The following is an 18,463-nucleotide window of genomic DNA, read 5'->3' on the forward strand; positions in this document are numbered from 1 at the left end:
CCGCACTTTGGAGAAGCGACGTCATGCCGATCATCGAATCGAAACTGAACCCACGCTCGGACGACTTTCGCGCGAACGCGGCGGCGCTCGAAGCGCTCGTCGCCGATTTGCGCGCGAAGATCGAGCAACTCGCGCAGGGCGGCGGCCAGGCCGCGCGCGACAAGCACACGAGCCGCGGCAAGCTGCTGCCGCGCGAGCGGATCGCGCAACTGCTCGATCCGGGCACGCCGTTTCTCGAACTGTCGCAACTCGCCGCGTACGGCATGTATAACGACGACGCGCCGGGCGCCGGCGTGATCACCGGCATCGGCCGGATCGCGGGACAGGAGTGCGTGATCGTCTGCAACGACGCGACCGTGAAGGGCGGCACCTACTATCCGGTCACCGTGAAGAAGCACGTGCGCGCGCAGGAAATCGCCAGCGAAAACCGCTTGCCGTGCGTGTACCTCGTCGACTCGGGTGGCGCGAATCTGCCGAATCAGGACGACGTATTTCCCGATCGCGATCACTTCGGCCGCATCTTCTACAACCAGGCGAATCTGTCGGCCGCGGGTATTCCGCAGATCGCCGTCGTGATGGGCTCGTGCACCGCGGGCGGCGCGTATGTGCCGGCGATGAGCGACGAGTCGATCATCGTCAAGAACCAGGGGACGATTTTTCTCGGCGGCCCACCGCTCGTCAAAGCCGCGACCGGCGAAGTGGTCAGCGCCGAAGATCTCGGCGGCGGCGACGTGCATACGCGTCTGTCGGGCGTCGTCGATCATCTTGCGCAGAACGATGCGCATGCGCTCGGGATCGCGCGCAGCATCGTCGGCCATCTGAACCGCGTGAAGCCGGCGCCGCTCGTATTGCAGGAGCCGAAGCCGCCGCGCTACGACACCCAGAGCATCTACGGCGTGATTCCGGTCGACACGCGCAAGCCGTTCGATATCCGCGAAGTGATCGCGCGTATCGTCGACGATTCCGCGTTCGACGAATTCAAGGCGCGCTACGGCACCACGCTCGTCTGCGGCTTCGCGCATATCTGGGGGCATCCGGTCGGCATCGTCGCGAACAACGGCATTCTGTTTTCGGAGTCGGCGCTGAAGGGCACCCACTTCATCGAGCTGTGCTGCCAGCGCAAGATTCCGCTCGTGTTCCTGCAGAACATCACCGGCTTCATGGTCGGCCGCAAGTACGAAAACGAAGGCATTGCGAGGAACGGCGCGAAGATGGTCACCGCGGTCGCGACCGCGAAGGTGCCGAAGTTCACGGTGATCATCGGCGGCTCGTTCGGCGCGGGCAACTACGGCATGTGCGGCCGCGCGTATTCGCCGCGCTTCCTGTGGATGTGGCCGAACGCGCGCATCTCGGTGATGGGCGGCGAGCAGGCCGCGTCGGTGCTCGCCACCGTCAAGCGCGACGGCATCGAAGCGAAGGGCGGCAACTGGAGCGCGGAGGAAGAAGAGGCGTTCAAGCAGCCGATCCGCGAGCAATACGAGCGTCAGGGCCATCCGTACTACGCGAGCGCGCGGTTGTGGGACGACGGCGTGATCGACCCCGCGCAAACTCGCGACGTGCTTGGGCTGGGTTTGTCGGCGGCGATGAACGCGCCGATCGAAGACACGCGTTTCGGCGTGTTCAGAATGTGATGGCCCACGGCGCCGCGACGCGACGACGCAAGGCGAAGGAGTGCTACGCATGCAATACGAAACGCTGAAGGTCGAGCTTGCCGGCCAGATCGCGACGGTCACGCTCAATCGTCCGGACGTGCGCAACGCGTTCAATGAAACGATGATTGCCGAGCTGACTGCCGCATTCACCGCGCTCGACACGCGCGACGACGTGCGCGCGGTCGTGCTCGCCGCGAACGGCAAGGCGTTCTGCGCGGGCGCCGACCTGAACTGGATGAAGAAAATGGCCGGCTACTCGGACGACGAGAACCGCGCCGACGCGATGCGGCTCGCCGGCATGCTGTCGGCGGTATATCGCTGCAACAAGCCGGTGATCGCGCGCGTGAGCGGCGACGCATACGCGGGCGGCATGGGCCTGATTGCCGCGTGCGATATCGTCGTCGCGGTCGACAGCGCACACTTCTGCCTGTCCGAGGCGCGGCTCGGGCTGATTCCCGCGACGATCGCGCCATACGTGATTCGTGCGCTCGGCGAGCAGGCGTCGCGGCGCTACTTCCTCACCGCCGAGGCGTTCGACTGCGCGAGCGCGTTGCGGCTGGGTTTGGTCAGCGAAGCGGTGAGCGCCGAGCAGCTCGATGCGATAGTCGCGCAGCTCGCGCAGACGCTGTGCGCGAACGGCCCGCAAGCGGTGCGCGCCTGCAAGCGGCTCGTGCAGGACATCGCGGGCCGCGAGTTGAGCGACGCGCTGATCGAGGACACCGCCGTGCGGATTGCGAAAACGCGGGCCGGCGCAGAGGGCCGCGAAGGCGTGGCGTCGTTCCTCGAAAAGCGCACGCCGGGCTGGCGCAACTGACATGCTCCGCTAACAACCATCGCCCCGTACCGCCCATTTCATCGAGACACTCATGTTCAACAAGATCCTGATCGCCAACCGGGGTGAAATTGCGTGCCGCGTCGCGGCGACCTGCAAGCGGCTCGGCATCGCGAGCGTGGCCGTCTATTCGGACGCCGACGCCAACGCGAAACACGTCGCCGCCTGCGACGAAGCGGTGCATATCGGCGGTTCGACGGCGGCGCAAAGCTATCTGCGCATCGAGCGGATCATCGAAGCGGCGCGCGCGACCGGCGCGCAGGCCGTGCATCCGGGCTACGGCTTTCTTTCGGAAAACGAAGACTTCGCGCATGCGTGCGAGGCGGCCGGCATCGTCTTTATCGGACCGCCGGTCGAAGCGATTGCCGCGATGGGCTCGAAGGCCGCCGCGAAAGCGCTGATGCACGCGGCCGCGGTGCCGCTCGTGCCCGGCTATCACGGCGACGACCAGGAGCCGCAGCTGTTGCAGCGCGAGGCGGACACGATCGGCTATCCGGTGCTGCTGAAGGCGAGCGCAGGCGGCGGCGGCAAGGGCATGCGCGTGGTCGAGCGCAGCGCGGACTTCGCGGCCGCGCTGCTGTCGTGCAAGCGCGAGGCGGCGAGCAGCTTCGGCAACGATCGCGTGCTGATCGAGAAGTATCTGACCCGGCCGCGTCACGTCGAGGTCCAGGTGTTCGCCGATCGGCATGGCGGCGCCGTTTATCTGTTCGACCGCGACTGTTCGGTGCAGCGGCGTCATCAGAAAGTGCTCGAGGAAGCGCCCGCGCCGGGGCTCTCGGCCGAGGTCAAGCGCGCGATGGGCGAAGCGGCCGTGGCCGCCGCGCGCGCGGTCAACTACGTTGGCGCGGGTACGGTCGAGTTCATCATGACGCCGACCGGCGAGTTCTATTTCATGGAGATGAACACGCGGCTGCAGGTCGAGCATCCCGTCACCGAGATGGTGACGGGGCAGGACCTCGTCGAATGGCAGTTGCGCGTTGCCACGGGCGAGAGTTTGCCGCTCACCCAGCAGCAGTTGAAGCTCGACGGCCACGCGATCGAGGCGCGCATCTACGCAGAGCATCCGGCGCGCGGCTTCCTGCCGTCCACCGGCACGCTCAAGCATCTGCGCATGCCCGAAGGCGTCGAGTTCGCGATCGACGCGGCCGGGCTCGGCGAGCCGGGCCGCAAGGCGCCGGTGCGTCTCGACAGCGGCGTGCGCGAGGGCGACACGATCACGCCGTTCTACGATCCGATGATCGCCAAGCTGATCGTGCACGGCGCGACGCGCGAGGAGGCATTGGCGCGCCTCGCGCGTGCGCTGCATGCCTGCGAGGTGGTCGGGCCGCACACGAACGTCGAGTTTCTGCGGTGCATCGTCGCGAGCGAGCCGTTCGCGAGCGGCGAGCTCGACACCGGTTTGATCGAGCGTCATCACGACGTGCTGTTCGCGCCGGCACAAAAGCCGTTCAAGGAAGCGCTCGCGCTCGCGTGCGCCGCGTTGTTGACGCGCGAGGGCGGCACCGCGCACGGCGCGTCGCCGTGGGACGCGCTGTCGCACTGGCGGCTCAATAGCGGCTACACGCAAACGCTCGGCTGGCGCGTGATCGACGACGGCGCCAACGACGACAGCCCCGACGCGTTCACGGTCGTTTTCGCGCGCAACGGGGACACGCAAGCGCTTGTGCAAACACTCGAACACGACGGCGTGCGCGAGGACTTCACATGGTCGGTCGGCGCGGGCGCCCATGAATTCCGCGCGACGATCGGCGATGCGCGCGTGACGGGGCGTGTATTCGTCGACGGCGACAGGTTCCACGTGTTCTGCCATGGCGAGACGCTCGCATTCGAATGGCAGAACCTGCTCGCGCATGCCGCGGATGCCGAGCACGGCGAAGGCCGTCTGACCGCGCCGATGCCGGGCAAAGTGATTGCGGTGCTGGTCGAACCAGGCGCGGTGGTCGAGAAGGGCGCGCCGCTGATCGTGATGGAAGCGATGAAGATGGAGCATACGATCGGCGCCCCGGCGGCGGGCACGGTCACCGAGGTGCTGTATGCGGTCGGCGATCAGGTCACCGACGGCGCGCAACTGCTGGTGCTGGAGGTGCAGCAGGCGGGTGAATAAGCGCGTCGAGTGGCAGATGAGCGAGTAGGTGAATCAAGCGAGCCGCTCGTAGCCCGCGGCGCGCGCTTCGCTTTCCAGCTCGCCGATGCGCGCGTAGTCGGTCAGCGGCAACGTCGAAAAACCCCTTAAACGCAGGCGTTTTGCGCGCTCGGGGCGGACGCTCAGCGCCTCGTTCAACGCGTCGCGCAACGCGGCGATCGTGGCGGGCGGCACATTGGCCGCGGCGATCAGCGGCAAGCCCGGCGAGGCGGCGGTCATGCCGATCGCGCGCACGCGCCCCGCGAGTTCCGGCAGCACGTCGCAAACGAAGGCGAAGGTCACGCAGTCGATCGCGGCGACGTCCGCGCGATTGTCCGCGACCGCGCGCAGCGAGCCGACATGCGAGCCCGTGCGCAGCACCGCGCCGAAGAACATGCCGGCGCGCGCGAGCGGCGCGACCGCGTGACGAAATGCGTTCATGCCGCTGTTTGAATCGTCCTGGTTGTAGGCGGCGCGTGCGCCTCGGCACGAGGCGAGTGAGTCGAAGCGCGCGTCGGCGCGCGTGACCAGTACGCTCGAGTAATGCGCGCCGTCGCAGCCGGGCGCATCGAAGCAGGGTGTCGCGACCAATTGCACCTGCGCGTGCAGCCCCTGCATCAGCGGATAACCGCAGGTCTGGGAAATCAGCAGATTCGGGCGCCGCCAGAAGCCGTGCAGTTCCTCGTCCGGTTCGACGATGCGGCACGCGGGCTTGACCCGGCGCAGCACGTCGTCGAGCCACTCGCGCCATTCGAGGTCGAGCGCGGGTGTCACGTTGTACATCGGCAGGGCGGCGATCCAGCTCATGAAGGCGTTTCTCGCGCCTAATGTCTGACTAATTTGAATTCGTCGAGACCGAGCCGCACCGGCTCGCTCGGCGTGAACTGCCATCGCTGCGCGGCTACGGAGAGGATCTCGTCCTGCGCATCCTCGAACGCGACCAACAGGTCCTGCCTGCGACGGCTCACGGCGCCACAGAACTCGACCAGCGCGTCGGCGCTGACTTCAAAAATCTGCGCACGATCGTCGCAGCACACGCGGAACGCGACCGTCGCGCATTCCGTCACACAGGGCCGGAACCCTTCATCGACATAGACCGACATGGCGAACTCCTTCGGACGCCTGAATCGACAGGATGACAAACCGCGCCTGCCAGGTATGTGGGAGAACCGGCATTGACGGCCAAATGCCCGGCGCCGCGGCAGGCGCGACGGTCCGGAAGCTGGCGGAAAGTAAGCCAGAAACTGGCGGCGGACTCGTTGAAGTCCGAGCCAGGGCCGCGGCGTGAACCGTGGCCGGAGGGAGGCGGCGGCGGTTCGACTCGCCATCGGTCTCGCCTGCTGGTGGGCCGCCCCGGGTCAGAATCGCGGCGGCACTGCTCAGAAAATGCTTAAATCGGGCGCTCCAATCCAATGTCGAAATCGACGCGAGAGCCGCTCGCGCCGGTCTCGGACTGTGTTTGGATTTTCTCACCAATCTCGCGGTGCAGATCGGCGTAGGTATCCACTTTACGATTAGCGCGCGTTTTGTGCAGGCGATGAGTCCGGCGGGGCTGGCCGGGTTGCGTGAGCGCCCGGGATATTGAGCCGACGGATCAGCGGGCCCAATGTCGTCGCCTGAATCAGCAGGCTGAATACCACGACGAGATACGTGACGCCGATGAACATTTCGCGTCCGTGAAACTCCGGCAGCGACAGCGCGAGCGCAATCGAGATGCCGCCGCGCAGTCCGCCCCACGTCAGCACGACAGCCGAATGCGGACTGAGCCGCCGGAAGTTCTGCAGCGCGAGCAGCGGAATCGCGACGCTGACGCCGCGCGCGAACAGCACGACCGGAATCGCCGCGAGCCCGAGCCAAACGATCTCGACGCGCAGCGACAGCGCAATGATTTCGAGTCCGATCAGCCCGAACAGCACGAGATTGAGCAACTCGTCGAGCAGGTCCCAGAAGTTGAACAGATGCTCGCGCGTCTTCTCCGACATCGACGTCGACGCGCCGTGATTGCCGATCACGAGCCCCATGATCACGACCGCGAGAGGCGCTGACACGTGCAGCGCTTCGGCGAGACTATAGCCGCCGGTCGCGAGCGCGAGTGTGATCAGGATTTCGACCGGATAGCTGTCGATACCTCGCAGCAGCAGCGACGCGCCGAAGCCGAGCGCCGCGCCGAGCACGAGCGCTCCGGCGACTTCGCGCAGCAGATCGAATGCGATCGCGCCCGCGGAAAACTCGTTCGCGCCGGTCGCGAGTCCGACTAGCGTGACGAATGCGACGACGGCCGTGCCGTCGTTGAACAGCGATTCGCCGGTAATCTTGGTTTCGAGGCTTTCGGGCGCCGCCGCGCGCTTGAGCACGCTGAGTACCGCGATCGGATCGGTCGGCGAGATCAGCGCGCCGAACACGAGACACCACAGCAGGCTCACCGGCTGGCCGAGCCATTGCGCCGCGTAGTAAAAGCCGAAGCCGACCACCGCGATCGAAATCAATACGCCGATCGTCGCGAGCATCAGCACCGCGCGCCGCTGCGTGCGCATCTTCGACAGATCGACGTGCAGCGCGCCGGCGAACAGCAGCAGACTTAGCAGGCCGTGAAACACGATGTCGGCAAAATCGATCTGCACGACGATCTTGCGCGCGGCGATCGCCATCGCCGGATAGTAGAACCCGAGCGCAGAAATGCCGACGCAGACGACGAGCCCGACCGCGGTGATGCCGAGCGTGTCGGGCAACCTGATGAATCGATAATTGAGGACGCCGAACAGCGCGACGATGGCGAACAGCGCACCGGCAATCTGGAAGACGCTCATCGTGCACGCTCTCCCGCTTCGCGGCGGCGCGAACGCGTGATCACGGTGGCACCGAGGTAACTCGCGCGACAAGGCATAAAACAGGCAGGCAGAGAATGCCGACACAATTGCGATATTGAACCAGCGAGATGTTTCACCAGCAATTCCTTATTCAGGCTCATTCAATCCGATAAGCGATCTGCGGTCTGTAATGACACGATCTTTGCCGCTGGCGATCGAGCGACGTACCGGGACGGACGCTTTATTCAAACGCAGCGGACGATGCGGCCAGACGCAGCGTGCTTTTTATCGGACCACGAGCGGATGACGGCGAACCGGGCGGAGCCAGGCTCGCCAGAGGGCACCACGATGGGCAATGGCAGTGTTCGGACTACTGAAGCGCCGGAGGAGTTCCGGTCTTTATTTTGAGATATAGCTTTTTATTTCGAGATGGTTCGCGGGGCTTGATTCGTCGAGGCTATTCAATCGAATCTGAATAAACGGTATGAATCTGTAATCCGAATTTGCCGGTCCGATGACTTCACATTGCATGGAGCCTTGTGATTCATTGTTCCAAAATCTGTAAAGCATATATCTAATCTCACAGTAAAACTGTTTTGCTCGTCATTGAGCATCGTTGACGCCGGAATTGGCAGGTCGAGAGCAGGGAAAGCCCTAACCGGGAATCGCCCGGGATATGACAATTGTTGACAAACGCGAGTCGAGAATGATGCAGCATCGATACATGGCGAAATGCTGTTGTGTAGCAATGGGTGAAGACGGAGAAGAGCATGGAGCAAACCTATCGTTATCGGGGATTCGACATCGTGGTCAACGCGTTGCGCGCGACCGATATGTCCACCCGTGTCGGCAGTGCCACGGCGCGGCGCGCGTACGTGGCGAGCGTCACGTTGAAGACGCGGCTGATCGGCGGCGAGTGGTCGACCGCTTTCCGGGTAGCTTCGGTGCCCGGTCGTTCGTCGACCGATCTGCGGGAAGTGCTGGCGGCTGGATTCGCGGCCGCCACTCGGGTCGTCGACGACGTGGTGAGCGTGATGGGCGATGGGTTCGCGCGCAAGGCGGCCTGAGTTCCACACGGGGCGCTCGGCGCCGTGGTGCCACGCGGCAGCGTGATCGCGCACAGGGGTGCCCAAGCGGTCCCGGCATTTCAAAGCGCTCGCGATCGTTGACCGTCGACTACGGTTGTCGGTCGTGGCGAGCGTCGAAATAACCACGTGTATCCCCGCGGTGCGTGTGGGTCTCAGGCAGGGCGTGCTCGTCTCCTCAGCGTCCTGTTGTTTTAATCCCGCCCCCCTGTGCGGGATTTTTTTTGTCAGTCGACATTGCGGGCGCTCGGTAATGCACTGCCACATCCGCACGAAAAGAGCATGTTTAGCTCGCGATTTATGTCGGCTGTGTCAAATGCGGGTGAAAAAGCAAGCGGAACAAATGATGCTTATTCTAAAATTCTTTCTGTTTGCCGTTATTGTCTCCGTGGCGGGGACGACTCAGACCGATAGTCCCGATCCTCACGAACGGCCCGCGCGCATGAATGCGGCGGACGGCACACTGGCCACGTGATCGCTTGCTAACGGGGCAGCAAGGAAAAAAGCCTCGAACACGAGGCGTGATCGAGGCTGCCGAAGGACAGACTCAATGCCTGTCTGGGAAGGTCGATCGGACCCGTGATCGACCTTGCCTACTATAGCCAGTTATCCGCCGAGCAACTGTGAACAAATGTCGCGGTCGAATCGACCGGCGAATTCGCGAATAAATCTGAATCGTAGCGTCGGATTCGACTAGCATGCGCGCACAGGCTTTCCGGCGGGCGAGATCGCCGGAGTCGAATTCGATGCTGATCTGGATTCTCTGGTCAATGCCGCGGCGCCGACCGTGCGCACGACGTTCATGGGTCTTTACGGCGTCGACGCGGCGATGCCGTCGCACATGATCGACGAGATCGTGATGCGCGAGGAAGGGCACGAAGCGGTCGAGGCCTTTCTCGATCGGTTCAATCATCGTTTCGTCACGCTGCTGTATCGGGCGTGGAAGAAGTACCGCTATCCGGAAAGCTTTCGCGCGGGCGGCAGCGATGCGCATTCGCGCAATCTGCTGTGCCTCGCCGCCTTTGGCTGGGGCGACAAGCCGCAACGCGCCGGCTTGTCCGATTCGCGGATGCTCGCGCTGCTCGGTCTGCTGATCCAGCGAACGCGCACACCTGAAGGGCTCGCGGGTGCGTCGGCAAGCCTGTCGCAGCCGATGCGGGCCGACACGAACTATGTGGCGGTCGTCGCGTTCTATCGCAATCCGGGTAGCGGGGATGGTTGGAAGTATGTGATAGGGAAGAAGAAGCTCGATGCGGACAAGCCGTTGAAGATCTCGTTGATGGATCAGTTTCTAGTGCCGGCGGGCAGTGCGGCCCACGATTAAGTGGGCCGCCGACTCAATCCGTGCGACCGAGATAGCCCGGTAGCCCCAATGCAGAGTCGCTCCTGGCCAGCTTCAAGGCTTCCTTGAGCAAGGCTGTGAACTTCTCGTCGCTATCGGGCCGCGGCAACGTCGCGCGAAAGAAGTCGGCCCAGCGAAATTCTTCCAGCGGGACACTGGTTTTTTCATAGCCGCCGGCATCGCGGACCGCTGCCGCGAGGCTTCGGTATTCATCGTCCTTCATTTCCCACACGTGCTCCGCCAATTCGGCAAACGGCCGGCGCATGCCTTGCGCGTCATACGGAAAGGTCCATCGTTGGTTTTCCATGCTGAGCCAGAACGATGCCCACGTGTACGACGAAAGATCCCGCACCAGCACGACCGGAACCGAGCGCACGCCCACCTGCCACAGCGCCGCCGCCACATGGTGATGATCGATCGCGAACGGTATGCCGTTGGGTCCGCAGACGACCGGTATCGGCTTTTCGGCGATCGCCATCTCCAGGTCATGGTTGCTCAGGGACCGGTATTGGCGGGCTTTTTCGCGGACCTCCCGCGCGCCGTGGGTCATTTGTGTGGGACGGAGCTCTTCGATTTGCCGCGTGTCCATGTCGGTCTCCTTGTCTGGATGCGATGACGCGGCTCCCGCAAATTTCATGCCCCCGGGCGAGCCGTCGCCCACTTTCCGCCAGACGTCTACGGCGCATCGTCCACACACAGCACCGGATCGCTGACCAGACAATCCGCATCAGACGCGGCAGGCCTGCCGCCGCGCGTTTTCAACGACGTCTGCTGCGCGGCGATGCGCAATCCCTTGGGCAGCAGCACCCACATGCGCAGCCGCTCTTTGGTGTGGCTCGCCTGGGTCTGCGCGGTTTGACCGGAGCCGTAGAAGTAGTCGGCTCTGACGGCGCCCTGAATCGCACCGCCCGAATCCTGCGCGAGCATCAGGCGGTTGATCGCGCCGGGTGCCTGAGGGTCGTCACGCGTGGACACGAATACCGGCGCGCCGAGCGGCGTGGTGCGCGGATCGACGGCCACCGAGCGGCCCGCCGACAGCGGCACGCCCAACGCGCCCAGCGGACCGTTCGGTGAATCGGGGATCACACGAAAGAACACATAGCTCGGATCCGAAACCGCATACACGGGATGAGGTTTCGGCGTGGTCGTCGCCAGGGTGAAACCGCGCAGCAACGGCGACGTGGGTTCGCCATCGTCACCGTCGGCGGGCGCCGCCTTGCCTTCGTTGCTCGTAGCGGGCGCGCCGTCGCCGCTGATGTCGACCTCCATCTCCATGCCGCGCACGACGAGCTTGCGCGCGCCGGCCGTCGCGTTGCCGCTGTGCGCGAGCGGCGGCAGGAACGGCCGGCCGTTCTGTTCCGTATAGGCGAAGCGGCGAATCGAGCCGTCGCTCATGCGGACCTTGCCCGCGCCTTGCAACTGCATCGAGTACAACATCACGGGGTCGTCGACATAGGCGAGGATCGGCGCCTTCAGTGCGCCGCGCTCGATCTCGGCGCGGGTGTAGTACGGCACGATGCGCCCGCCATCGAGCCGCAGTCGAATCTTCTTGTCGCGGATATCCGGCACGCTATCGCGCAGATCCAGCGCGTAGACGCCTTTGAGGTCGCCACTCGTCGTATCGCTGAGCGGGATCACGTTACGTCCATCGATGCGAGCCGCGCTCACGTCACCTCGCGCGCGGTCCGGCAGGCGCCGCGCGTCGAGGTAGAGCATGTCGGCCGGCGTGCCATAGACCGGATAAAGATAGGCGCCGCCGTACTGCTGGCTGCCATTGAGCAGCGGCTCGTAGTAGCCGGTCATCGTACCGTCGAGCGAGCGGTCGGGATTGCGGATCTGGTACGCGTGGAAATACGTTTCGAAGAATCGCCGGATCGCCGCGACGTCGCCAACGTCCACCGCTCGCGCGGCATTGCACGGTTCCGACCAGCCGCTGCGCGCGCCGAGCACGGTGCAGCTGCGGCGAAACGCTTCCCATGACGCGGTGACGTCGTCCGTGTCCCACCCGGGCAGGTCGGCGAAAGCGATCGGCTCGTAGTAAGCGTGGCGCGTGGCGAAGCCGCCGCTCAACGCAGCCTTGGGACGCGGGTTATTGGAGCCGGTGGACGTGCCCGAGACCGTCGCGTGTGTCGTTAGGGGAGCCGGCGTCGGCCCAGGCATCCTCGGCGGCGCGGGTGGCGATGCTTGCGCCGTCGGCGCCGCCTGCTCGACCGGCGATGTCGCGGTATGGCTCGTGTCCCCCAGGATGACGCTGGTCGCGGGCGTGTTGCTCGCGCAAGCCGCGAGCGTGGCTGTCAGCGCAAGCAGGAGAAGCCGAGCCCGTTGCATGCGGCCTCCTTGCGGACCATCGCGAACGTCGCGCGTGCTAGCCTGGCGGCTTGACGGCATCGATGGTGAACGTGGCGGCGCCGAACGCGCCGGTGCAATCCGCCGTGCCTGCCGGGCAACGCGGCTTGCCCGCGAACGGCGAGTAGCGCGGGCCGCGACGCGCGGCCGCTTGCTGCTGGGCATCAGCGGGGAATGACTGGAACGGCGCCGCGGACTTCAATCCACCGTCGGAAAAATCGCGCGGTGTCGTCGATACGAGCGTCAGAAAGTGGTTGGGACCGGGCGGGTTGCCCGCCAGCATCGGCCAACTGGCGCGCGGCAACGACAGCGTCTGACCGGCGGCGATCCGGTTGTTGCGATCGAGTCCGTTCGGAAACAGCATCAGGTACTGACCGTCCGGATCGACCATGAACACATACACGTAGCCCGCGCGGTTGCTGTCGAGTTTGAACTGCAGATAATCCTTGCCGATCGTGGCGGACGTGCTGCGCGGTGTGGCGGTGACCTGAATCGATGGATCGGCCAGCGTCACGATTCGCTCGAGTTCGCTCGCGGGGGTGAAGGGCGCGAGGTTGTCGGCCTGCGCGGGTGGTGTGGCGGGCGCGGCAACCGTGGCGGGCGAGGCAGGAGCAACCGGGGCAACCGGGGCAACCGGGGCAACAGCAGCAACGGCTGCCGGGCTTTGAGCGGCATTTCCAGGCGTCGGCGCAGCCGTGTCGCGCGCATCCGTGCTTGCCGTGACAGCCGGGCTCGCGGCCGGTGGCGAACGCATGGCTAACCACGTACCGACCGCCGCGAGCGCCACGACGCAAACGGCACCTGCTGCGATCAAGCCCGTGCGTTTCTTTTGACTACCGCCAGCCGCAGGAATGGCCGCTGTGCCTGGCTCATTGCGCTTCGCCTCGACTGTCGCGGCCGTCGTTGTTCGCGGCGCATTGGTACCCGCTGTCTCGACGGAAGCGCGAGTCGTGGGTTCGATCGCCGCATCGGCGTCATCACGCGTATCGATGGCAATGCCCAGTTCGTTCGCCAGCGCCTGAACGCTTTGCGGGCGCTGTTCGGGGCGGACCGCGAGCGCATGGTCGATCGCGCGCAGGAACCGCTCGCTATAGCGGCCGGCCGCCGCCGTGGCGAGCGGCACATACGTGTCGCTCATCAGTCTGCCGACCGAGGGCGGCGGTGTCTTGCCCTGAATCGCGAAATAGATGACCGCGGCGAGTGCGTACACATCGGTCCACGGCCCCTGTTTCAAGGCGGCCACTTCGGCATATTGCTCGACGGGCGCATAGCCGGGCTTCAGGATCACCGTCAAGGCCTGGGTCATGTCGCCGATCACGCGCCGCGCCGCGCCGAAGTCCAGCAGCACGGGGCGGCCGCTGCCCTTGAGCAGCATGATGTTGTCCGGCGCAATGTCGCGGTGATAGCACTGCGCCGCATGCAATACCGCCAGCGCTTCGAGCAGCGGCGCGAGCAGGGCGCGCAGCCATGCTTCATCGGGTGGGGCGCTCATGCGGCGCAAGCCGTCGCGCAGCGTCACGCCCTCGTAGTACGGCATCACCATGTACGCGGTGCCGTTGGCCTCCCAGAACCGGTACACCTTGACGAGCGAATGATGATCGAAGCGGGCGAGCAGCCGAGCCTCGTTGATGAAGCTTTTCAGGCCGGCGCGAAAGGTGTCTTCATGACGTTCCGAGCGGACCGACACTTCGGCCGCGCCGACGCGCGAGGCCAGCGCAGCGGGAATGTATTCCTTCAGCGCGACGTGACGTCCTAGCTGGGTGTCGTAGGCGAGATAGACGATACCGAAGCCGCCTTCGCCAATCAGATCGACGATCTCGAACTCGCCGAGCCGTGTGCCGGCGGGCAGCGCATGTTGCGCGTTCGAACCCTGCGCGGCGGGGCGCGTGACGACTGTGCGATCGGCGTCCGCCGCTTCGGCGGGGTTCTGCTGGCCGTCCGGTCCGGACGCCCGTTGCACGATCACGGTTTTGTCGTCGGGGCTGCTCATCGGCTTTGGCTCCCTGGAGGGTACGACGGCAGAGCCCGGCACACGCGAGCGCCACCCTCACGCGCAGGCGCGTCCGTCTTTAAGACGAACGAGCGGGTCATTTTTTGAAATCAGGCGGGCGCGCGTGCCTGAGCGATGGTCCGCGTGCGGCCGCCGGTTTCAAAATCGGCCGGCCGGATTCGTCTATACGGTGTTAGTCAACCGCTGCGTGCAGCTTGCGGGTTGTACGCGCATTCCATCCCAGCCGCTTCCTTTTGCCTTCTTGCAGGAAGTTGAAGTGAACGAGCGCCAAGGCTTATCGAGCGGGATGGCACACCGCGTCGTGCGACGCGACTCGCGGCGCGCGGTCGTCGCATGGGCACACCGGATCGACGCCGCGTGGATCACGGGCGCGCTCGTCATGGGCTCGATGCTGCTGGGCGCGGCGGGCAATACGCTGGCCGCTGGCACGTCCGCCGCCGCGGCGCGGCCCGCGAGCGCCGTGGCCCTTGCGCCCGAGTCGTTCGGCTTTCGTCAGGCCGATGAACGCGAACGCGACGCCGAAACGATCAACACGTTGACGTCCGAGGGACGTCTGCTGCTGTCGCGAGACCGCGTCAAACTCCCTGCCTACGACTATTGCAGCATGTCCGTCGCGGCCGCCGAGCGCGGCGACTTCCGCGACAGCGTCGATGCCGCGGCGCGCGCCCTGGTAGTGGCCGGGCAGACCAACAATGCGGATCTGGCGGCCCTGTCCAAACGCGATCTCGCGATCGCCTACAGCTATGCCGGCGACCTCGACAACGCCGAACGCTACGCCCGCGATGCGCTCGCTTCGACGCCGAAGGCGCCCGAGCAGGTCTTTGCTCCGGCCAACAAGGTGCTCGGCGATGTCGCGTTGCGCCGGGGCAAGCCGCAGCAGGCGCTGGCCGCCTACGAAGACGCGCTCACGACCGCCTCGCCGCGTTACAAACCGCTGGTGCTGATGTCGATCATCAACGCGCAGCTCGCCGAGGGCGATACGCCTGGCGCGCGCCAAACCTTCGATGCGCTCGGCGCACCGGCCACTGCGGAACTCGCGCCCGCCTACCGGCGCATCGAAGGCAATCTGCTGCTGGCCGAAGGCAAGCCCCAGGATGCGAAACACGCGTTCGAAGCGCTGTTGAGCCAAAGCGGCAATTCCAGCGACGCCAACTACGACCGCCTGTGGGCCCACGAAGGAATCGGCCGCGCCGACCTCGCGCTCGGCGACAAGCCGCATGCGCGCGAAGCCTACCTGCTGGCCGTCGACGACTCCGAGAAAATCCGCGCGCGGTTTCGCAGCGACGAGTTCAAGACGGCGCTGTTCGGCGACACGCAAACGGTATTCGAAGAGGCCATCGCGCTGACGGTCGAAGCCGGCGACTACGAGAGCGCATGGAGCCTGTCCGAACGCAGCCGGGCGCGTGCGCTGCTCGACGTCGTGCGCAACCGCGTCGACGCCGGCGTCGACGACCGTCAATTGAACGGGCAGGTGCCGAGTCTTGCCGCGACGCGCGGCGCGCTCCGGCCCAACGAGGCGATCGTCGAATTTCACAGTCTGCCCAACGAGCTGATCGTCTGGGTGGTGCGCAACGACGGCCTGACCGGCCACACCTTGCCGATTGCGCGCGCGGACATGGAGGCCGCCGTGACCGACCTGCGCAATGCGATCGTGCGCCGGCGACCGGCCGCGCTGACCTATGGCGACAAGCTCGATGCGTTGCTGATCGCGCCGCTCGGCTTGCGCGCCAACGAGCGGCTCATCATCGTGCCGCACGGCGCGCTGCACTATCTGCCGTTTCAGGCGCTGCACGATGCCGACGGCTTTCTGATCGAACGCCATGCGATCGCGCTCGAACCATCGGCGAGCGTCGCGGTACAACTCGCGCAACGCCAGCAGAAGATCGCGAGCGATCTGGTCGCGTTCGGCAATCCGACCATCACACCTGCCTATGCGCTGCCAGGGGCCGAGGCGGAAGTGCAGGGCATCGCGCCGCTGTTCGCGCGCAACGAGGTGTTTCTGCATAGCGATGCCACGCGCCTGAGCTTTCGCGACAACGCGCCCGCCGGACGCGTGTTGCACGTGGCGACGCACGCCCAGGCCGACACGATCGATCCGTTGCACTCGAGCATCCTGCTCGCGCCCGCGACGCAGCCGGCCGACGGCCCGGACGCGCTGCTGGCGAAAGACATCTACAACCTGAAGCTCAACAACGTCTCGCTCGTCACGCTGTCGGCCTGCGAGACGGGGCTTGGCCGGATCGCGCGCGGCGACGAAATTCTCGGCTTCACGCGGGCGTTCTTTTATGCCGGCGCCACCAGCCTGATCGTGTCGATGTGGCCAGTCGCGGACGAATCGAGCGCGCTGACGATGCGCACTTTCTACGCGCAACTCGCGCAAGGCCATGACGCGATCGACGCGATGCGCACCGCGCAACTGGCGGTTCTGCACACGCCGCGCTTCGCGCATCCGTTCTTCTGGGCGCCATTCGATCTGATGGGTGGCTGGCGTTTGACCATCGCGCGTCAGCAGCAGGGATGAACCAAACAAACCCTAGACCGATGAACAGACTCCGACTGATCGCCGCGGCGGTGTCCTGCAGTAGTGCGCTCGCGTGGGGCCAGACGCTGCCGAACGCGGGCAGCATCCTGAACCAGACGGCGCCGCGCGAGACCCGGCCGGCGCCGCCGGGCGGCACCCAGGCGTTACCCGCCGTGCCGCCGCCGGCGGCGCCCGTGACGGCGCCCGGCCCGACCTTCCTGCTGAAGAGCATCAGGTTGAAGGGCAACGACACGATCGCCAGCGACGCGCTGCTTGCGCCCGTTCAGGACAAGCTCGGCAAGCAAACCAGTTTTGCCGGGCTCGAAGAGATTGCCGCGCGCATTACGCAGATTTATCGCGATCACGGCTATCTGCTCGCCCAGGTGGTGATCCCGCCGCAGGACGTCACATCCGGCAACGTCGAAATGAGCGTGCTCGAAGGGCGCGTCGGACATGTGCGGCTCGACGTCGCGGCTGGCACGCCGATCCGCGAAGATCTGTTGCGCGCGCGGGTCGCGCAGATTCCGTTGGGCAAGCCGCTGCAGCAGCACGAACTCGAACGGACCATGCTGCTGCTGTCCGATCTGCCGGGTATTCAGGTCTCCTCGGCAATCGAAGCGGGCGAGGAGCCGGGCACGGTCGATCTGACCGTCAGCGTCGCGCCGGCCAAACGCTGGACCTTTGCGCTCGATGTCGACAACTTCGGCGCGGAGTCCAGCGGTACCTGGCGGCTCGGTGCGCTCGCGCGCCTGAACTCGCCGTTCACGATCGGCGACAACCTGGACCTGCGGCTGCTCGGCAGCGAACGCGGCGACACCCTTTACGGGCGCGTCGGCTACGAAGCGCCGATCAATGCGCAAGGCACGCGCGTCGGGGTCGCGGTGTCGCGGCTCAACTATGCGCTCGGCCAGGAATTCGCGTCGCTCGATGCGCAGGGCGAGGCGACCGTGGTGGACTTCACGCTCACGCATCCGCTCGTGCGCACACGCAATCAGAGCCTGTTGGGGCGCGTCAATCTGGAGTATCGCGACCTGATCGACAACGTCGGCATCGTCGATCAACACAATCCCAGATCGCTGGTGGAGGGCAGTATCGGCCTGAGCTATGAAAGCCGCGACGCGCTGTTCAGCGGCGGCTTCAATAGCGCGGATGTCGAGCTGTTGATCGGCAGTCTGCATTTCCGCAACGCGCAAGCCGAGGCGCTCGACGCCTCGCCGCTCGGGCGCGACACGCAAGGCACCGAAGTGCGCGCCACTTTCTTCGCCAACCGCCTGAACGCGATCACCGAGCGGCTCAGCGTATTCGCCGGCGTGTCTGGCCAGTGGGCCGGAACCACGCTCGACAGTTCGTCGCGCTTCCTGCTCGGCGGCCCGCACGCGGTGCGCGCTTATTCGCCGTCCGAGGCACTGGTCGACGAGGGGTTCGTCGCCACCCTCGAAGGGCGCTTCGCGATCGATGCGCGGGCGACCGTGTTCACGTTCTTCGACTTCGGTACCGGGTGGTACAACGCCACGCCGCGTCCGGGCCAAGGGTCGAACGTGATCACGCGCAGTGGCGCAGGTCTCGGCGCGTTCTGGGCCGCGCCGGGCGGCATTGCGCTGCAGGGCACGGTCGCATGGCGCACGACCGGGCCCGATACGACCGGCAACGACAGGCTGCCGCGCTTTTATGTGCAATTGACCAAGACGTTCTAGCAGGCAGCCAAACGCAACGACACGCAACGAAACGAGACGAAACACAACGAC

12 protein-coding genes and 1 pseudogene are annotated in these 18,463 nt (G+C 65.5%); 7 read left to right on the top strand and 6 right to left on the bottom strand.

Features of this window, described 5'->3' with window-relative positions; translation table 11 throughout:
* Positions 1-23 precede the first annotated feature (23 nt).
* From OKW37_RS28410 to OKW37_RS28420, 3 genes are read left to right on the top strand one after another with little or no spacing between them, the layout of a single operon-like run.
* Positions 24-1,631: a carboxyl transferase domain-containing protein gene (locus OKW37_RS28410; protein ID WP_187610722.1), complete on the top strand. Its 1,608-nt coding sequence runs from the start codon at positions 24-26 to the stop codon at positions 1,629-1,631.
* Positions 1,632-1,680: 49 nt separating this feature from the next.
* A complete protein-coding gene (locus tag OKW37_RS28415) occupies positions 1,681-2,466 on the top strand; it encodes an enoyl-CoA hydratase/isomerase family protein (protein WP_429402908.1) in 786 nt (261 codons plus the stop codon).
* A 52-nt stretch (positions 2,467-2,518) separates the two neighbouring features.
* Positions 2,519-4,588: an acetyl/propionyl/methylcrotonyl-CoA carboxylase subunit alpha gene (locus OKW37_RS28420; RefSeq protein ID WP_429402910.1), complete on the top strand. Its 2,070-nt coding sequence runs from the start codon at positions 2,519-2,521 to the stop codon at positions 4,586-4,588.
* A gap of 33 nt (positions 4,589-4,621) precedes the next feature.
* Here the strand turns inward: OKW37_RS28420 and OKW37_RS28425 are convergent, their stop codons facing one another.
* The 3 genes from OKW37_RS28425 to OKW37_RS28435 form a co-directional block, all read right to left on the bottom strand.
* Positions 4,622-5,413: a phosphate/phosphite/phosphonate ABC transporter substrate-binding protein gene (locus OKW37_RS28425; RefSeq protein WP_429353319.1), complete on the bottom strand. Its 792-nt coding sequence runs from the start codon at positions 5,411-5,413 to the stop codon at positions 4,622-4,624.
* A 17-nt stretch (positions 5,414-5,430) separates the two neighbouring features.
* A complete protein-coding gene (locus OKW37_RS28430) occupies positions 5,431-5,709 on the bottom strand; it encodes a DUF1488 family protein (protein WP_184054657.1) in 279 nt (92 codons plus the stop codon).
* Between the two features lie 411 nt (positions 5,710-6,120).
* On the bottom strand, positions 6,121-7,413 hold the full coding sequence (locus tag OKW37_RS28435) for a cation:proton antiporter (RefSeq protein WP_429402911.1): 1,293 nt from the start codon (positions 7,411-7,413) through the stop codon (positions 6,121-6,123).
* Between the two features lie 770 nt (positions 7,414-8,183).
* Here OKW37_RS28435 and OKW37_RS28440 point away from each other — a divergent pair.
* Positions 8,184-8,480 (top strand): hypothetical protein, encoded by a 297-nt coding sequence (locus tag OKW37_RS28440; RefSeq protein WP_184032152.1) that lies wholly within the window; start codon positions 8,184-8,186, stop codon positions 8,478-8,480.
* A gap of 721 nt (positions 8,481-9,201) precedes the next feature.
* Positions 9,202-9,636, top strand: a pseudogene (locus tag OKW37_RS28445) (type VI secretion system baseplate subunit TssG); the annotation flags it as partial.
* 199 nt (positions 9,637-9,835) lie between these two features.
* Here the strand turns inward: OKW37_RS28445 and OKW37_RS28450 are convergent.
* The 3 genes from OKW37_RS28450 to OKW37_RS28460 form a co-directional block, all read right to left on the bottom strand.
* A complete protein-coding gene (locus OKW37_RS28450) occupies positions 9,836-10,429 on the bottom strand; it encodes a ParB-like protein (RefSeq protein WP_429402912.1) in 594 nt (197 codons plus the stop codon).
* Positions 10,430-10,515: 86 nt separating this feature from the next.
* Positions 10,516-12,168, bottom strand: coding sequence for a murein transglycosylase A (gene mltA / locus OKW37_RS28455; protein WP_429402913.1), 1,653 nt, complete (start codon positions 12,166-12,168; stop codon positions 10,516-10,518).
* Positions 12,169-12,205: 37 nt separating this feature from the next.
* Complete coding sequence (locus OKW37_RS28460; protein WP_429402914.1) at positions 12,206-14,176, bottom strand: protein kinase domain-containing protein; 1,971 nt, start codon at positions 14,174-14,176, stop codon at positions 12,206-12,208.
* A 277-nt stretch (positions 14,177-14,453) separates the two neighbouring features.
* Between OKW37_RS28460 and OKW37_RS28465 the strand changes: the two genes are divergently transcribed.
* Together OKW37_RS28465 and OKW37_RS28470 are read left to right on the top strand one after the other, a co-directional pair.
* Entirely contained in the window at positions 14,454-16,718 is a 2,265-nt protein-coding gene (locus tag OKW37_RS28465; RefSeq protein WP_429402916.1) for a CHAT domain-containing protein, read from the top strand.
* Positions 16,719-16,738: 20 nt separating this feature from the next.
* Entirely contained in the window at positions 16,739-18,412 is a 1,674-nt protein-coding gene (locus OKW37_RS28470) for a ShlB/FhaC/HecB family hemolysin secretion/activation protein (protein WP_429402918.1), read from the top strand.
* Positions 18,413-18,463 lie beyond the last annotated feature (51 nt).

Source organism: Paraburkholderia sp. MM5482-R2, assembly GCF_050436125.1.
In the GTDB taxonomy this organism is placed as follows: Bacteria; Pseudomonadota; Gammaproteobacteria; order Burkholderiales; family Burkholderiaceae; genus Paraburkholderia; species Paraburkholderia tuberum.